Origin of the sequence: Flavobacterium sp. N1736, assembly GCF_025947065.1 — a bacterium.
In the GTDB taxonomy this organism is placed as follows: domain Bacteria; phylum Bacteroidota; class Bacteroidia; order Flavobacteriales; family Flavobacteriaceae; genus Flavobacterium.
On the sequence record NZ_CP109994.1, the window covers coordinates 1,892,624 to 1,910,310 of the forward strand.

Annotated in this window: 17 protein-coding genes and 1 pseudogene; 12 read left to right on the forward strand and 6 right to left on the reverse strand. The window is 33.7% G+C overall.

The window, feature by feature from the left end:
- Positions 1-28 precede the first annotated feature (28 nt).
- Positions 29-838, forward strand: coding sequence for a hypothetical protein (locus OLM54_RS08000; RefSeq protein WP_264538069.1), 810 nt, complete (start codon positions 29-31; stop codon positions 836-838).
- Between the two features lie 34 nt (positions 839-872).
- On the opposite strand, the gene OLM54_RS08005 is transcribed toward OLM54_RS08000, so the two are convergent.
- Positions 873-1,016: a hypothetical protein gene (locus tag OLM54_RS08005; protein WP_264538070.1), complete on the reverse strand. Its 144-nt coding sequence runs from the start codon at positions 1,014-1,016 to the stop codon at positions 873-875.
- Between the two features lie 223 nt (positions 1,017-1,239).
- Between OLM54_RS08005 and OLM54_RS08010 the strand changes: the two are divergent.
- Positions 1,240-3,765: pseudogene (locus OLM54_RS08010) on the forward strand (efflux RND transporter permease subunit); the annotation flags it as partial.
- 244 nt (positions 3,766-4,009) lie between these two features.
- Entirely contained in the window at positions 4,010-4,594 is a 585-nt protein-coding gene (locus OLM54_RS08015; RefSeq protein ID WP_319802319.1) for an SRPBCC domain-containing protein, read from the forward strand.
- Positions 4,595-4,759: 165 nt separating this feature from the next.
- Here the strand turns inward: OLM54_RS08015 and OLM54_RS08020 are convergent, their stop codons facing one another.
- From OLM54_RS08020 to OLM54_RS08035, 4 genes are all read right to left on the reverse strand, one after another.
- The gene (locus tag OLM54_RS08020; protein WP_264538071.1) at positions 4,760-5,200 is read right to left on the reverse strand and encodes a cupin domain-containing protein; all 441 of its coding nucleotides are present in this window, start codon (positions 5,198-5,200) and stop codon (positions 4,760-4,762) included.
- 52 nt (positions 5,201-5,252) lie between these two features.
- Complete coding sequence (locus OLM54_RS08025; protein WP_264538072.1) at positions 5,253-5,648, reverse strand: type II toxin-antitoxin system HicB family antitoxin; 396 nt, start codon at positions 5,646-5,648, stop codon at positions 5,253-5,255.
- 20 nt (positions 5,649-5,668) lie between these two features.
- The gene (locus OLM54_RS08030) at positions 5,669-5,848 is read right to left on the reverse strand and encodes a type II toxin-antitoxin system HicA family toxin (protein WP_264538073.1); all 180 of its coding nucleotides are present in this window, start codon (positions 5,846-5,848) and stop codon (positions 5,669-5,671) included.
- A gap of 237 nt (positions 5,849-6,085) precedes the next feature.
- Positions 6,086-7,099 carry a zinc-binding alcohol dehydrogenase family protein gene (locus OLM54_RS08035; RefSeq protein ID WP_264538074.1) on the reverse strand — a complete coding sequence of 338 codons (1,014 nt, stop codon included), beginning with the start codon at positions 7,097-7,099 and terminating at the stop codon, positions 6,086-6,088.
- Positions 7,100-7,825: 726 nt separating this feature from the next.
- On the opposite strand from OLM54_RS08035, the gene OLM54_RS08040 reads away from it, so the two are divergent.
- From OLM54_RS08040 to OLM54_RS08080, 9 genes are all read left to right on the forward strand, one after another.
- Positions 7,826-8,419, forward strand: coding sequence for a TetR/AcrR family transcriptional regulator (locus OLM54_RS08040; RefSeq protein WP_264538075.1), 594 nt, complete (start codon positions 7,826-7,828; stop codon positions 8,417-8,419).
- A 246-nt stretch (positions 8,420-8,665) separates the two neighbouring features.
- Positions 8,666-9,877: an efflux RND transporter periplasmic adaptor subunit gene (locus OLM54_RS08045; RefSeq protein ID WP_264538076.1), complete on the forward strand. Its 1,212-nt coding sequence runs from the start codon at positions 8,666-8,668 to the stop codon at positions 9,875-9,877.
- Positions 9,878-9,888: 11 nt separating this feature from the next.
- A complete protein-coding gene (locus OLM54_RS08050) occupies positions 9,889-13,059 on the forward strand; it encodes an efflux RND transporter permease subunit (RefSeq protein ID WP_264538077.1) in 3,171 nt (1,056 codons plus the stop codon).
- 130 nt (positions 13,060-13,189) lie between these two features.
- On the forward strand, positions 13,190-14,608 hold the full coding sequence (locus OLM54_RS08055) for a TolC family protein (protein ID WP_264538078.1): 1,419 nt from the start codon (positions 13,190-13,192) through the stop codon (positions 14,606-14,608).
- 707 nt (positions 14,609-15,315) lie between these two features.
- Entirely contained in the window at positions 15,316-15,696 is a 381-nt protein-coding gene (locus OLM54_RS08060) for a DoxX family protein (protein WP_264538079.1), read from the forward strand.
- Between the two features lie 12 nt (positions 15,697-15,708).
- The gene (locus OLM54_RS08065) at positions 15,709-15,918 is read left to right on the forward strand and encodes a hypothetical protein (RefSeq protein ID WP_264538080.1); all 210 of its coding nucleotides are present in this window, start codon (positions 15,709-15,711) and stop codon (positions 15,916-15,918) included.
- 80 nt (positions 15,919-15,998) lie between these two features.
- Positions 15,999-16,385, forward strand: coding sequence for a VOC family protein (locus tag OLM54_RS08070; protein WP_264538081.1), 387 nt, complete (start codon positions 15,999-16,001; stop codon positions 16,383-16,385).
- Positions 16,386-16,395: 10 nt separating this feature from the next.
- Positions 16,396-16,905, forward strand: a complete 510-nt coding sequence (locus OLM54_RS08075) for a DinB family protein (protein ID WP_264538082.1) — start codon at positions 16,396-16,398, stop codon at positions 16,903-16,905.
- 9 nt (positions 16,906-16,914) lie between these two features.
- Positions 16,915-17,379: a DUF1440 domain-containing protein gene (locus OLM54_RS08080; protein WP_264538083.1), complete on the forward strand. Its 465-nt coding sequence runs from the start codon at positions 16,915-16,917 to the stop codon at positions 17,377-17,379.
- 121 nt (positions 17,380-17,500) lie between these two features.
- Here OLM54_RS08080 and OLM54_RS08085 read toward each other — a convergent pair whose 3' ends face one another.
- Positions 17,501-17,662 (reverse strand): DUF1328 domain-containing protein, encoded by a 162-nt coding sequence (locus OLM54_RS08085; protein WP_042565425.1) that lies wholly within the window; start codon positions 17,660-17,662, stop codon positions 17,501-17,503.
- Positions 17,663-17,687: the final 25 nt, after the last annotated feature.

A 17,687-nucleotide genomic window follows, 5' to 3' on the forward strand; every position in this document is an offset into this window, starting at 1 on the left:
AAAAGATTAGTTAAAAACATCATTAAATATGCCTGATAAAGATTTTTTAGAGAATTATTCGCTTTTTAGAAAAATACATTTAACTATCCCAGCTACTTTAGACAAATTAGTTAAACCTCCAATAAATATGGAATGTTTAAGGTGTAAATCAATACAAACTTTCAGTGTAATTAATAATTACAGTGGTATTAATGGATTCAGTATAGCAAATCCTCCAATTTCAGATATTAATTTAAGATTGCAATATAGATGTCAATCGTGTCAAATTTTCAAAAGAGATTTTATAATATATATTAGCCCGGAACTAGATTATGTTTACAAGACTGGTCAATATCCTGAATGGGAAATTAAGATGGACAAAAATCTAGAAGTGACTCTTGGTAAGCATGCTAAAACGTTTAGAAAGGGTCTTGTTTGTGAATCACAAGGTTATGGGATTGGTGCTTTTTCTTATTACCGAAGAATAACTGAAGAAATAATTGATGAATTATTAGATTCGATTGCAGATTTGATTGACAAAAATAACTTAGAGGAATATAAAACGGCTTTAGAAGCTACTAAGAAAACAAGAGTTACTCAAGAAAAAATAGATTTGATTAAGGATTTATTACCTGAAATTTTAAAACCAAATGGAGTTAATCCATTAGGAATTTTACATAGTGAATTGAGTGAAGGATTACATGCTAATACTGACGAAGCTTGTTTGGAAAATGCGACACATGTAAAGGACATTCTAACTTTTCTTATTAATCAAATTATACAAAGTAAGGAAGCGTCAAAATTGTTTACTAGCAGTATGAAATCATTATTAGAGAAAAAATCTGGAAAACTTCAGTAGTATCATCTAACAAATGTAAAAAAGAAAAACCGTCTTATTCAGACGGTTTTTCTTTTTCTAAAGATTCATCCTCGTTAACAACTTCTTCTGTGTTGTCAATTTTATTTTCTACAATTGTTTCCTGATTTTCTTTTACAGAAGCAAAACTTTCCAGAATGTGATTAGAAAGTGTTTTCATGATATCTTTGTTTAGAATTATAGTTTATATATAATTAAACAATAATCAACAGTAATCAACAGTAATCAACAGTTTAAATTATTTCTCAGGCAAATATAGATCCTAAGGTGAAGAAGAAACGAATTTTAATTATTGTGTTTTCAGTTGTTTCAGTAATTCATTTTTAGTGAAACAAGATTTATGATCTTAAAAATTAAAGTGGTAACCTGGGTATATTATTATCTTAGAAAATTATAATCTGTCAGCACTTGATGTTTACGAAGCTGTTTCTAAAAGTAATGTCAATGTTGGCGGAGACGTTATCCAGCGTGGCGATCAGGCTTATGTGGTTAGAGGTGTTGGTTTGATTAATAAAGTTGAAGATATTGGTAATATTTTGATCGAAACCAAAGGTTCGTCGCCAATATTAGTTAAACACGTTGCAGAAGTTACAATATCTGCTAAACCCAGACTAGGACAAGTTGGTTTAGATGGAGATGATGATGTTGTTGAAGGTATTGTAGTGATGCTTCGTGGAGAAAATCCCGGTGAAGTTATTAAAAGACTTAAAGATCGTTTAGTAGAACTGAACGAAAGAGTGCTACCCGATAATGTAAAAATAGTTCCGTTTATCGATCGTACCAAATTGGTCGATACAACCGTTAAAACCGTTACCAAAAACCTTGTTGAAGGGATTTTATTGGTCTCGTTAATCGTGTTTATTTTCCTTTACAACTGGAGAACATCCTTGATTGTAGCATCAGTGATTCCGCTTTCGTTTTTGTTTGCAATTATCATGTTGAGAATTCAGGGATTACCTGCGAATTTAATATCTATGGGAGCGCTGGATTTTGGATTGCTGCTCGAAGGAACATTAGTTATTGTCGAACAGGTCTTTGTGTCGCTCGAAAAGAAAGCCCATAAAGTAGGAATGGAACGCTTTAACAGCATGAGCAAAATGGGACTTATCAAGAAAAGTGTGGGTAGTGTAGCTACTTATATTTTCTTTGCATTAATTATTTTAATTGTAGCGTTGATGCCAATTTTCTCTTTCACTAAAGTGGAAGGAAAAATGTTCTCTCCCCTAGCCTTTACTTTAAGTTATGCGCTATTAGGATCTTTGATTTTATCGCTTACTTATGTTCCTGCAATGTGTAAAGTCATGTTGACGAAAAATATTGTTGAGAAAGAAAATATGATTTCGCGTTTCTTTAGAGTAAACCTTTTTAAATTATTTCAATGGAGTACCAGACATCGTAAAACAACAATATATGCGTTCCTTGCTTTATTAGCATTATGTTGCGCCAAGTTTGCTTTTTATGGTTCAGAATTTATTCCGAAGTTGAATGAAGGAGCGATTTACGTAAGAGCCACTTTACCAAACAGTATCAATCTGGATGAAGCAGTAAGGCTTACGAAAGAAATGAAAGGCAAAATAAGGAAATTTGAAGAAGTAAAATTCGTCCTGACACAAACGGGACGACCAAATGACGGAACAGATCCAACGGGATTTTTTAATATCGAATTGCATATCGAATTAAAACATCAGGACGAATGGAAACGCGATATCAGTAAAGAGCAATTAATTGCCGAGATCAAAAAAGAACTCGATGTATATCCCGGAATCGGGTTTGGATTTAGCCAGCCAATTCAGGATAATGTTGAGGAATATGTTGCCGGAGTAAAAAGTCCGCTTGTAATTAAGATATTTGGAAATGACCTTTTTGAACTTGAAAAAATGGCTGCAAAAGTTGCCAAATCGATTAAAGATGTAAAAGGAATTGAAGATATTAATGTCTATAAAAACATTGGTTTACCGGAATTAAGAATTCAGCTTGACGACGAAAAAATGGCGCGATATGCAATTACAACTGCAGATGCGCAAGCCGTGATCCGAATGACAATTGGAGGACAAGCCGCAACCAAGTTTTATGACGATGAAAAAATCTTTGATATCAGCTTACGTTTCGAAAAAGAATATCGTGACTCAAAAGAAAAAATTGAAGATATTTTGATTCCAACCATGAATGGCAAAAAAGTTCCGTTGAAAGAAATTGCGACCGTAGAATACAAAACGGGTCCAACATTTATTTATCGCGAAGGAAACAGTCGATATATTGCCATAGGATTTAGTATTGAAGGACGAGATTTAGGAAGTACAATCGATGAAGCACAGAAAAAAGTTGCCGCAGAAGTAAAACTGCCTAAAGAAAACGTTATGAAATGGGCAGGAGAATTTGAAAGTAAGGAAAGAGCTTCTAAACAATTGGCAATGATTGTTCCTGTCGTATTGATTTTGATTTTATGTCTTTTATATTTCAATTTCGGAAACTTTAAAGATACATTAGTTGCCATTAGTGCAATGCCTTACGCTTTTATTGGAGGATTCTTGTCACTTTGGATAACCGGAACCGTATTTGGGATATCAGCGGGAATTGGTTTTATTATTCTGTTTGGAGTTAGTGCAATTGATAGTATTGTCCTCATTGGGATGATTAGAGAAAATATGCAAGCCGGAATGCATTTAAAAGATGCCATTTCAAACGGAATTTACAGCAGAATCCGTCCTATTGTGATGATTGCGCTTATGGGATCTTTAGGATTATTGCCCGCAGCATTGTCTACAGGAATGGGTTCTGAAGTTCAAAAACCATTAGCCATTATGATTGTTGGCGGATTGATAACTTGTATGTTTTTATCCTTAACGGTTTTGCCACAAGTATTTTATCTCGTGTATCGCAAAAAAGATACCAGTACAACAGAATCATAATTGCCTCAATATATATATTTTAAAACACCTTTGAACGTAATGTTTGAAGGTGTTTTTTTTTAGGAGATTCCTCGTTCCTTGGAATGACAGACTTTGTGTTATATTTTTTTTGTTTCAAGATGATGAAATTGCCTTCTGCTTTTAATTATTTTAAAAATAATCATAAAAAAATTTGCGAAACCAAATAGTTGCACATATATTTGCAACCGATTGGCTTCATAATAAAAATAAGAAAGATTGATAAATGCATAAAAAAAATAAAGAAATTTGGGAAACCGCATTGAATCAGCCTGACGAAATATTATTAACTATTAAAAAATCAGAAAAAATGAAAAACGATTTGCTATTTGATTTTACTGTTGACAAACCATCAAAAACAGTATCGATAAAAAGAGAATTTGCAGCAGAATTGCCTTTGGTCTGGGATGCTTTTACCAAAGCTGAAATTCTAGATCAATGGGTTGCGCCAAAACCCTGGTCATCTAAAACAAAATACATGAATTTTGAAGTTGGCGGACGACGATTCTATGCAATGGTAAGTCCCGAAGGACTAGAACGCTGGGCGGTTCAGGAATATACTTCTATTACGCCAAAAACTAATTTTAAAATGCATAATGCATTTGCAGACGAAAATGAAAACCGCGAACTGCCGGGTTCTGACTGGGATTATGTTTTTAGTGAACAAAACGGCATAACAGAAGTGAATATTACGATTTTTAATGAATCTCTTGAACGAATGGAAAAAATGATTGAAATGGGCTTTGTTCAAGGCTTTAAAATGACGATTGATAATTTAGAAAAAATATTGGAAACTTTATCGCAACAATAATTAATCTCGCAAAACCGCAAGGTTTTAACACAAAGTATATCATTTCGACGAAAGGAGAAATCACACTCGTATATCGACAAAGATTATCGATTTTCTTTGAAGAGTTTCAAGGGTGATTTCTCCTTTCGTCGAAATAACAAAATTGATTATAGAAACAAAAATTCTTTACTTCAAATCTTTCTTAATAACCAAATATTTCAAATCGGTATTTCCTGCATTACTAATGCCGTGTTCAACATTTGACGGACAGTAAAAACTGGTATTTGGTCCCGCTATAGCGGTTTTTCCATCTAAATAAAATTGTGCTGTTCCTTCGAGAATATAAAAGAATTCTTCTTCGACGTGATGATGTGGCGCGTGTGTTGATTTTCCGGGTTCAACGATACTCATTTTGAGTGTATTTTCCTGAGTAAAGTTTTTATCGGCAAACCAATATTGATAACCTGCTTTGGTTTTTGTGGCTTTGTCTAATTCAAAGTGGTTGACGCAGTTTTCAATAGTGTATTTTGTCTCGGTTGAATTTGTTTCTTTTTTTACTTCCTGAGATTGTGCGGTTTGGGTTATTAAAATCACTATTGCAATTTTAATGGCGGTTGACAGTTTCATGATTTTTTATTGTAATAATACAAAAAAATGAAATGGAGAAAAAAATAAAAGTTTATAATTCTACGGCTAAAAGTTCTTTTCCTAAATTATGCAGTGCCGTTTCTATTTTTAGGCGTTGCTCTAATCTTGGATTTCGGTGACCAGACGCATAATGCTGTATTTGTTTTTGATTTATACCCGTAATTCGTTCTAAAGCTGAGTTGGTAAAAACTCCTTTGTAATAATTCAATAAACTGGCGGTATCAAACTTATATGCTAATTCATAATCTTTTTCAAGAAAAGATGGTTTATTGTTAGCATCTAAATCTTTTAAAGTTTCTATACAATCTAATACATCTTGTTTACATTCCTGAACAGTATTACCACCACCAACAATTGCTTTTTCGTTTTCTGCATAACCCCAAAAACCATCTTCGTTTCTTTCAATAATAATTTTAATTGTCTTCATAGTTTTATATTTAACAGAAGTTAAAACCCCATTTCTTTCCTTAATTTTTGTTCTAATCCTTTTCCAATTTCTTTTGATCCGTGATTAGGAATTACAACTTGTTTTCCTTCTTTCTCATAAATCTCATGACTCCCTTTACCTTGTCTCAAGAATACCCAGCCATTTCTCATGGCTTCTCTAATAAATTCTCTTGACTTCATTTATAAATGACCTTACAAAGATAGTGAAATTACTATCAATTTTAATTAAAAAAATAAATTTAGTGATTAACTTTTCTCTGTTAAAAAACAATTCAAAAGTAAGAATATATTTATATTTTAAATTAAAAATTTTGAGCAAATTATAATGATTCAATTTTATTAGTATTAAAAAACTATTGACTATAAAAAAAGCAAACTTTATTAAGCTTGCTTTTCTTTCTATTCTTTTTTGGCTTTTTAAAATTTAATAGCAATTTTACCAATTGTTGTTCCGGATTCTAATAGCTGATGTGCTTTTTTTAAATTAGAAACTGTTAAACCGTTTAAAGTAGTTTTTAAGGTAGATTGAATCGTACCGCTGTCCAATAAATCAGCTAATTGGTTTAGAATATGATGTTGCGCTATCATATCTTCTGTTTGAAACATGGAACGTGTAAACATCAATTCCCAATGAAAACTGGCACTTTTTCCTTTTAGTTGACGAAGATTTACATTTTCGACAGGATCACTAATAGAACCAATATGTCCCTGAGGTTTTATCAACTCTGCAAAGGCATTCCAATACTGATTAACATCTACAAAATCTAAAATAAAATCAACGTGCTGAAAACCTGCGCTGCGAACTTCTTCAATCAAATTTTTATGATTTACTACAAAATCGGCGCCTTGTTGTTTACACCATTCTATTGATTCAGAACGGGAAGCTGTAGCAATTACGGTTAATCCTGCTACTTTTTTTGCCAATTGAATCGCAATCGAACCTACTCCGCCTGCTCCGCCAATTATTAAAATGGTTTTGCCTTTATCTTTTTCAGGATCGATACGAATTCTGTCAAACAATATTTCCCAGGCCGTTAAACCTGTTAGCGGCATTACGGCAGCTTGTTCTATACTTAACGATTTCGGTTTTTTACCTGTAATGCGTTCGTCAACAACTTGATGTTCTGCGTTACTGCCTTGTTTGTTAAGATCTCCGGCATAATAAACTTCGTCACCAACTTTGAATAAACTAACCTGATCACCAATAGCTTCTACAATTCCTACGGCATCCCAGCCTATAATTTTTGGGGTTTCTAAAATGGTTTCTTTGGCGCTATTCTGGCGTATTTTAAAATCTACGGGATTAACCGAAACAGCCTGAATTTTCACTAATAAATTATGTCCGTCCGGAATTGGTTTTGGAGTTTCAAATTCTATAAAACTATCTTCCGTTTCTATTGATAATGAGGTTTTAAATCCTATTGCTTTCATTTTTTTATGTTTTGATTTAAACTAATATTACAAAGGTACATACAATGAAAAAGCAAATAATTGTACAAATCGATTATGGTTTTGTACATATTTGTCGCTGGTAATTTTGAATTGTACTACTATATAACAAATCTATTTTAAACTGGACTAAAGTCCAGCTCTACAAAATAGACCGAGCCTATTGCTTTTTTTAACTTTTATAATCATTTTAATGATGACACAAATAGATTTAAAATTCCGGAGGAATGATACATATTGCAGAGCCGGACTTTAGTCCGGTTAAAGATGAATTATATATATCATTTTTTGATGATTTACATCATTTACAATGAAAATCTTATGAAAAGATGTTTTCTCGCCTAGCCCCGATGGAAACGGCATCCTTTTTCTGGCTTCTTTAGACAGAAAAAGATATAGTGAACAGCGGGACAAATGTTTCTTGATAACAAACTGGTTTGCTCCTGAAAATTCTGGAAGTTGTGATCAACTTTTTTATCCTTTTTAATTTCGGCGACGTTTCTGCCAATAAATAAATCTTAAAAAATTCTTAAAAAGAATTCAAATTTCAATAAAAACAAAATTTTTTATAATTTAAAACCTTTGGAAAAGCCTTGTTTTTCAACATCTATGCAGTGATAAGAAAAAATTATAACTAATTTATATTATAATTAGAAAAACCGTCATACATTTGCCTAACGGTGTTAAACAATTTAATACTTATATAAAATGGCAAGTAAAGATCGTATTTTAAGACAAAAAGAAGAGACAAGAAACAATATTCTTGAAGCTGCTTATGCTATCGTAAAAGAAGAAGGATGGCAAGGTCTGAGTATGCGAAAGATTGCTGACAAAATTGAATATACTGCTCCTATCATTTATGAATATTTCTCAAATAAGGATGCAATTTTAAATGAATTGACCGGTAAAGGTTTTATCAAATTGGCTAAAGAACTTCAAATTGCTAAAGCTAAATTTGAAAAACCCGAAGATCAAATCGAAGCAATGTGGATGGCATATTGGGATTTTGCTTTTACAGATACTGAAATGTATCAGGTTATGTTTGGCGTACAAATGAACTGTTGTTCTCAACAATGTTCTGCTGCCGAAGCTCCATATAAATTATTTACTGCGGTGATTGCTGAAATTATGAAAAACAGTAATCCAAGTCCGGAAGTAATCAAACAAAAATATTTTACTTTCTTTTCTGTTATTCACGGTTTAATCGCGATTAATATTATTAACAGAAGTGAGGTCATGGAAACCATCAACAATCAAATTCTGAAAGATGCGATTGGTGGAATCATAAAATCAATACAATAAAAAAAATTTCATTTTAACTTAACAGTGATAAATGATTTAATGGGTAAATTTGCAAATCCTTTTTTTTTACAATTTTACTTAACAACGTTAGAAAATTTAATAGAGTAATAAAAGCTTTTTTTAGCCCTTTACTTAACAGCGATAAATAATTTAATACCGATTTATGAAACATAATTCGAATGCATTATTATATGAATTTTTGCATCAATTTACTTAACAACGTTAGAAAATTTAATAGACTTAAATATGAATTCAGATAATACCACAAATAAATATAAAAACGAGAATGTCCAACAAATTAAAACTAAAATTAAAATGAAAAATGTAATTATAACCAGCTTTATTCTTGCGCTTGTACTAAGCAGTTGTGCAGATAAACAACAGGCCCCTGTAGCTGCGGCTCCACTATTGCCTGTTTTAGCTATCCAGAATTCAAGTGCTGTTACTGATGCTGAATATCCTGCTTCTATACAAGGAACTGTTGATGTTGAAATTCGTCCGCAAGTAAGCGGAAACCTTGATCGCGTTTTGGTAGATGAAGGTGCATATGTAAATAAAGGTCAGACTTTATTCAAAATAAACGAACGTCCGTTTCGTGAGCAACTAAACAATGCTTTGGCAAGTCTTCACGCTTATGAAGCTGCTTTGATAAACGCTCAGTTAGAAGTTGATAAATTAACGCCTTTGGTACAAAACAAAGTAGTTTCTGATTATCAGTTAAAAACGGCTAAAGCTTCTCAAAAAATTGCTGCTGCAAATATCGAACAAGCAAGAGCAATGGTAGAATCTGCCAAAATTAATTTAGGATATACCAATGTGACAGCTCCGGTAAGTGGCTATATTGGAAGATTGCCTAAAAAACAAGGAAGTTTAGTTTCAGCATCTGATATTGAGCCATTAACAAAATTATCTGATGTACATGAAGTTTTTGTTTATTTTTCTTTAGGAGAAACTGATTTCATCAAATTTAAATCACAATACGCAGGAAATACAATTGGAGATAAAATCAAAAATTTACCTCCGGTAACTTTAGTTCTTGCTGATAACAGTGCTTATGGCAAATCAGGAAAAATTGATATGGTCGACGGTCAGTTTGATAAAAACACAGGAGCAATTACGTTAAGAGCAACTTTTCCTAATGCAAACGGAACTTTACGTTCTGGAAATACAGGAAAAATTCGTTTAGGAATTGAACACGGCGATGCAATTCTTGTTCCACAATCGGCTACGATAGAAATGCAGGATAAAGTGTTTGTTTTCACTCTGGGCAAAGACAATAAAGTAAACAAAATGCCTATCACAATTATTGGTAAAAGCGGAACTAACTATCTTATTGGCGATGGTGTAAAATCTGGTGATCAAATTGTTTTAAGCGGTATCGACAAATTACAGGAAGGACAAGTAATCCAGCCTCAAAAAGCAACTGGTGAGGTTGCGCAAATCATTAATAAAAAATAATTTTTACGAAAATGTTCAAAATATTTATACAAAGACCTGTACTGGCAACCGTTATCTCCATTTTATTGGTGATATTAGGTGTACTTGGACTCACAAAATTGCCCTTACAACAGTTTCCTGATATTGCACCGCCATCGGTTTTGGTAACAGCAGTTTATCCGGGAGCGAATGCAGAAACGGTTTTACGTTCTGTTGCACCATCTCTGGAAGAATCTATAAATGGTGTTGAAAACATGACGTACATGAGTTCTACTGCCAGTAACGATGGTACTTTAGCTATTACTGTTTTCTTTAAATTAGGTACAGATGCCGATCAGGCTGCGGTTAACGTACAAAACAGAGTTGCTCAGGCGACAAGTCAGTTGCCTGCAGAAGTTGTTCAGCAAGGTGTAATTACCGCAAAACAACAAAACAGCTTTATCATGGCGATTGGTATGTATACAGAAGATGAATCGAAATACGATCAGACTTTTGTTGCCAATTATGCTCAAATTAATATTATTCCTGAAATTAAACGTATTCCGGGTGTAGGTTCTGCCAGTATTTTTGGTGGAGTTAAAGATTATTCGATGAGAGTTTGGTTAAATCCAACTCAAATGTCAACTTATAATGTTACGCCAAACGAAGTTATGGCAGCCATTCAGGACAAAAGTTTAGAAGCTGCTCCGGGTAAATTTGGAGAAAGAAGTAAAGAAGTTTTTGAATACGTAATTAAATACAAAGGAAAATTAACCAAACCGGAAGATTACCAAAATATTGCGATTCGTTCTAATTCTGATGGTTCGATTCTACGTTTAAAAGATGTTGCCAGAGTTGAGCTTGGTGCTTATTCTTACAACAGTTTAACACGTTTAAATGGTAAAAAAGGAATTGTAATTGGAGTAATTCAGTTAGCGGGTTCAAACTCAAATGATATTCAGGTTGCGATTAACAAACTGATGATTAAAGCATCAAAAGATTTTCCATCCGGTATTAAACACAATATTTTCTATAGCACAAAAGTATCTTTAGATCAATCTATTGATCAGGTAAAACACACTTTATTAGAAGCTTTTATCCTGGTATTTATTGTGGTATTTATCTTCTTGCAAGATTTTAGATCAACATTAATTCCGGCTATTGCTGTACCTGTAGCAATTTTAGGAACGTTCTTCTTCATGCAATTATTCGGATTTTCGATCAACCTTTTAACGCTTTTCGCTTTAATTCTGGCGATTGGTATTGTGGTAGATGATGCAATTGTGGTTGTCGAAGCCGTGCACGCAAAAATGGAGCATAAACATTTGTCTCCAAAAATAGCGACACATGAAGCAATGCACGAAATTACGGGTGCTATTATCTCGATTACGCTGGTAATGGCTGCTGTATTCCTGCCGGTTGGTTTTATGGAAGGCTCAACAGGAGTTTTCTATCGTCAGTTTGCCTTTACGATGGCAATTGCAATTGTAATTTCAGCTGTAAACGCTTTAACATTGAGCCCTGCCCTTGCCGCTTTATTCTTAAAAGATAATCACGCAGCAAATGCAGATGGAAGTGCTCCTTATGTAAAACAAGGATTTAAACAAAGATTCTTTAACGGATTCAACAAAAGTTTTGATTCATTAACAAACCGTTATGTAGGCGGATTAAAATTCTTAATTCGTAACAAATGGGTTAGTTTGGGAGGTTTGGCTTTAATTACTTTCGCAACAGTGGTAATGGTTAAAACAACACCTACAGGATTTATTCCAACAGAAGATCAGGGATTTATCGCAATTGCTATGAACACACCTTCCGGAACATCTCTTGACGGAACTCAAAAAGTAATGACTCAGGCAGAAAACACTTTAAGAGGTTTAGATGCATCACGATTTGTAACCGCGATTTCAGGTTTCAACTTATTGACCAATTCTACAAGCCCGTCTTCTGCAGTAGTTTTCGTATTGCTTAAACCAAATGAAGAACGTGGAAAAGTTAAAAATATTGACGAAATCATGAATGAAGTCCGTGGCAAATTAGGCGCGATTTCAGGCGGAAGTTTCTTCGTATTTAGTTTTCCAACCGTTCCTGGATTTAGTAATGTTGAAGCTTTAGATTTAGTACTTCAGGATAAAACCGGAGGAAAACTGGATAAATTTAGTGGAATCTCTCAAAACTTTATTGGAGAATTGATGAAACGTCCGGAAATTGCTGTAGCCTTTACCAGTTTCAAAGCCGATTATCCACAATTACAATTGGATATTGATGATGCAAAAGCAGATCAATTGGGTGTAAAAGTAAAAGACATTCTGCAAACCATGCAGGCTTATTTTGGTAGCGCACAAGCATCTGATTTTAACCGATTTGGTAAATATTACAGAGTGGTTGTTCAGGCAGATATTGCAGACAGAGCAGATCCATCAGCAATTGACCGCGTATTTGTAAAAAATAAAAATGGCGAAATGGTTCCGTTAAATACCTTAGTAAAACTAAGCCGTATTTATGGTTCAGAAACCGCTTCGAGATATAATTTATTTAACTCAATTGGTATAAATGCCATTCCGAAACCTGGATTTAGTTCCGGAGATGCCATTAAAGCCATTGAAGAAGTTGCAGCACAACAATTACCTGCAGGTTATGGTTTTGAATTCTCAGGACAAACCCGTGAAGAAATTTCTTCAGGAGGTCAATCGGCAACAATTTTCTTACTGTGTTTGATATTCATCTATTTCTTACTTGCTGCACAGTATGAGAGTTACATTTTGCCTTTAGCAGTAATCTTATCGATACCTGCAGGTATATTTGGAGTATTCGTAGCTATTGGTTTAACAGGAATCGAAAACAACATTTATGTACAGGTTGCATTAGTTATGCTTATTGGACTGCTCGCTAAAAATGCCATTTTGATTGTCGAATTTGCCGTGCAGAAACGAAAATCAGGTCAGGCATTAGTAAAAGCTTCCATCGACGCTGCAAAATTACGTTTGCGTCCAATTATCATGACATCACTGGCTTTCGTAGTAGGATTAATTCCGATGATGAGCGCCACAGGACCATCGGCTCAGGGTAACCACTCCATTAGTATTGGTGCCGCCGGAGGTATGGTTTCGGGAGTAATTCTTGGGTTGTTAATCATTCCGGTTTTATTTATCGTATTCCAACATTTACAAGAAAGAGTTTCCGGAAAACCGGTAGCCGTAATTCATAATGAAGAACACCACTAAATATGGAAAATTATATAACGACAATTCTGGTGACCATCATTTTTGGCATCGCCTATATATCGTACAAAATCGCTAAAGATCTGGATAACAGAAACGATACTTGTACAGAAATTTAATGACAACATATAAAATGAAAAAGTATATAACCAAAATCGTGATGGTCGCTATTTTGATCACCACAATAATATCCTGTAAAGTTTCTAAGGATATTGAAACTCCAAAAGATGCATTTCCTGAAAATTTCAGGAATGCATCAACTTCAACAGACACAACAAGTATTGGAGATGTGGAGTGGAAAAATTTCTTTACAGAAAAAGATATTATTCAATTGATTGATAGTGCTGTAGCCAGAAATAACGATTTGCAGATTGCAACTAAAAACATCGAAATTGCACAATACAGATTCACACAATCAAAATGGGGAAATGTTCCTCAGGTAAATTTATCTGTAACAGCAAGTACAAGCAATCCGTCTGACAATAGTTTTACAGGAAAAAACCTTAGCCAGGCTTTAGGTCAAAAACATATTGACGATTATTCTGCCGGAGCAACACTTTCCTGGGAAGCTGATATCTGGGGAAAAATCCGCAGTCAGAAAAAAGGCGCTTATGCAGGTTATCTTCAATCAGAAGAAGTTAAAAAAGCCTTGCAGACTAATATCGTAGCCAATGTTTCAAAAGGATATTACAATCTTTTAATGTTGGATGCACAATTAGAAATCGCCAGACAAAATCTGAAATTAAATGATAGTACAACAAGCATTATCAAATTAAAATATGATGCAGGTCAGGTAACATCGTTGGCAATTCAGCAATCAGAAGCACAGAAATTAAACGCTGCGCAATTGATACCGTTATTAGAACAAAATATTGCCATTCAGGAAAATGCTTTGAGCGTATTGACAGGATCATTTCCAAACTCAAAACAAAGAAGCATTAAATTAAGTGCAATTGAAGTTAAAAACAACGCAGCAATCGGAATTCCGTCTACTTTGGTAAGCAGAAGACCAGATGTAAAAAGTGCCGAATTAGCTTTGAAAGTGGCCAACGCAAATGTTGGAATCACAAAAGCAGATTTATATCCTTCGCTTAAAATTACAGCGCAAGGTGGCGTAAACTCTTTCGAAACCAGTAATTGGTTCAACATTCCGGCATCATTATTCGGAACCGTTGCCGGAGGTTTAACACAACCTTTACTGAACAATAAAAGAGTAAGAACACAATATAATATCGCTGTTGCAGAAAGAGAAAAAGCAGTTTTAAATTTCAGACAATCGGTTTTAGTTGCCGTAAGCGAAGTATCTGATGCTTTGGTTAAAGTCGAAAAATTAGAACTACAGGAATCTTTTTTACAGGAACGCGTAAAAACGTTGCAGCAAGCGATTAAAAATTCGAATTTGTTATTCAAAAACGGAATGGCTGAATATCTTGAAGTACTTTCTGCGCAAGCGAATTTACTGCAAAGCGAATTAGAATTAGCAAACATAAAAAGAGAACAACTTTCTGCCAATACCGAGTTATATCGTGCCTTAGGCGGCGGTTGGAGATAATACCCGTTTTAATTATTTATTTGAGATTACGCTGTGAGACTTCGGTTTTGCAGCGTTTTTTTTGTTTTTAACTCAGTTTGTCATTGCGAGGAAAGAAGCAACCGCACTTGCTCAATCAACTAAAGTTTATAACATGTAAATTCTAACGCGGATGACACGGATTCGCAAACGAAAACACGGATTATCGCGGATTTTTTTATTCTCTTTTTATGTAAATACACAATCTTTGTCATTGCGAGGAACGAAGCAACCTCACTTGCTCAATCAACTAAAGTTTATAACACGTAATTTCGAACGCGGATGACACGGATTCGCAAGCGAAAACATGGATTATCACGGATTTTTTTTACTCTCTTATTAATTATGTAAACAACTCCAATCTTAGTCATTGCGAGGAACGAAGTAACCGTACTTGCTCAATCAACTAAAGTTTATAACATGTATTTATGAACGCGGATGACACGGATTCGCAAGCGAAAACACGGATTATCGCGGATTTTTTTTTACTCTCTTATTAATTATGTAAACAACTCCAATCTAAAATTTAAAATCTAAAATCTAAAGTCTAAAATCTAAAGTCTAAAATCCAAAATCAAACATCTGTCGCAAATGACCCTAAAATAGTCGCAAATACCTATTTGATAAAAAGAAAACAATAGTAGATTTGTATGAAGTAATTAACTAATAACCATTTAAAATACAAACTAATGAAAAAAGCAAAAATTATTTTCTGGATTACAACTATTATTATTTTTCTATTTGAAGGCGTTATGCCCGCACTGACTTCTCAGACAGAACTGGCAAAAGAAGGAATCAAACATCTTGGATATCCTGAATATTTTGGGAATGCATTAGTTGTTTTTAAAATTCTGGGCGTATTGATATTAGTGATTCCGCAAGTATCAAATCGTGTTAAGGAATGGGCTTATGCAGGTTTTGCTTTCGATTTTATATTTGCTTCAATAAGTCATTTTGCTGTTGACGGCGTTGATTTTCAATCCTTCTTTCCTTTAATTTTTCTGGTGATTTTGGTAATTTCTTATATCTATCATCATAAAATTGAGCGTTACAAAAATATTGCTTTGTAAATTCGGAAAACGATGATAGAAGTTTTTAAAACAAATGTTCAGGAAATGGAGCAATCAAAAATGATTGTGGGGAAACTTCTTGAACATTTCCCAAACAGTATCATCAATTTTGATCTCGAAGATTGCGACAAGATTTTACGCATTCATGCCGTTTCTATTCCAAATAATAAAATCATCGAACTTTTAAATTCCTATGGTTTTCATTGTGAAGCGCTTCCATAAATAAATATAAAATATTGATTTTTAGAAGTTTAAATTAAAATCGTAAATTTGGAATACCTCTAATATTAAATCAATCAAAAATGAATATTCCAAAAAACCATCAGGTTGTAATGCCCTATTTAATTGTAAACGGAGCATTAAAATTTATAGATTTCACCAAAAACGTTTTCAATGCTACCACATTGCAAGCGCCTATTTTGCGTGAAGACGGAACTGTACAACATGCAGAAATCACGATTCACACCAGTACAATTATGGTGACAGACGAAACAAAAGACTGGAAAGTACAAAATGCCAACTTGTTTGTGTATGTTCCTGATGCCGATGAAAGTTTTAAAAAAGCAGTTCAGGAAGGTGCCAGCGTTTTAATGGAATTAAGCGATCAGGATTATGGCAGAACTTGTGGCGTAACAGATCCGTTTGGAAATATTTGGTGGATAACATCCGTCAATAAACTGACAATTTAAAGGAAGAAAAATGAAAGAAGAACTTCAAAAAAATATCGTTGAAACATTTAAAAAATTAAACGCAATCCTTTCTGAGTTTTCTGAAAGTGAACTAAATACCGTGCCATACAAAGGAAGCTGGACCGGCGGACAAACAGCGCAGCATATTATTCTTGCCTGTTCCGGTTATCCCGATTTATTTGCCGGAAAAACAGAAAAAACAACCAGAAAACCTGATGAAAAAGTCAAAGAAATTGAAGCTCTTTTTTTAAACTTCAATACAAAAATGGATTCACCGGATTTCATAAAACCGGAGATTAAAGACTACAATAAAAATTCGCTGACTTTATCTCTGCTTACTATAGAATCTGAGTTACTAACGGCATCTGAAAATTTTGATTTAACATTGACATGTCTTGATTTTGAAGTTCCGGGTTTTGGAAAATTCACAATTCTGGAGTGGGTTAATTTCGGACTTGTTCATGCTCAAAGACATACAAAGCAATTACATGATATTTTTAATTATGTTACAAAACTATAAACACATTATATGAAATCAAAAGCGGGTACTATTTTTTTATCAGGATTAATTGCCGGAACGCTCGATATTTTGGCTGCGATTATTATCTATGCGATACTATTAGAAAAAACAACTCCAATAAAAATTCTGCAATCTATTGCCAGCAGTATTTTTAAAAAAGAAGCCTATAGCGGCGGTTCACAAATGGCGTGGTATGGTTTGGGTTTACACTTTATAATTGCCCTTATTTTTGCCTGGTTCTATTTTACTGTTTATCCCTATTTGCCATTTTTAAAAAAGAGCGCTTTATTTTCCGGAATTCTATACGGAATTTTTGTCTGGATAATCATGAATCTTATTGTTTTACCCATTGTATTTCCGGTTTTACCGGCTAAACATTTCGATTTTCCATTACTGCTTTCAATCTTGATTTTAATATTTTGTATCGGATTTCCAATTGCATTTATAGTGAGAAAATTTTATTCTTTTAAATAGATCTAACGAGAAACCCGACAGGTTTTAAAAACCTGTCGGGTTTACGTATGAATAAAAACAAAAAAAGCGACACTCCCCAAAGTGTCGCTTTTTTTTGTCTATATAATTAATCAATTTATTACTAAACTTTTCTTCTTCCGCTTATTAATGAAAGTATAAATAATACGATAAATATGAAGAATAAAACTTTAGCAATACTAGCGGCTCCAGCGGCAATTCCGCCAAAACCAAATATTCCTGCTACTATAGCTAGAATAATAAAAATGACTGTCCAACGTAACATATGATTTCTTTTTTAATTTATAAAT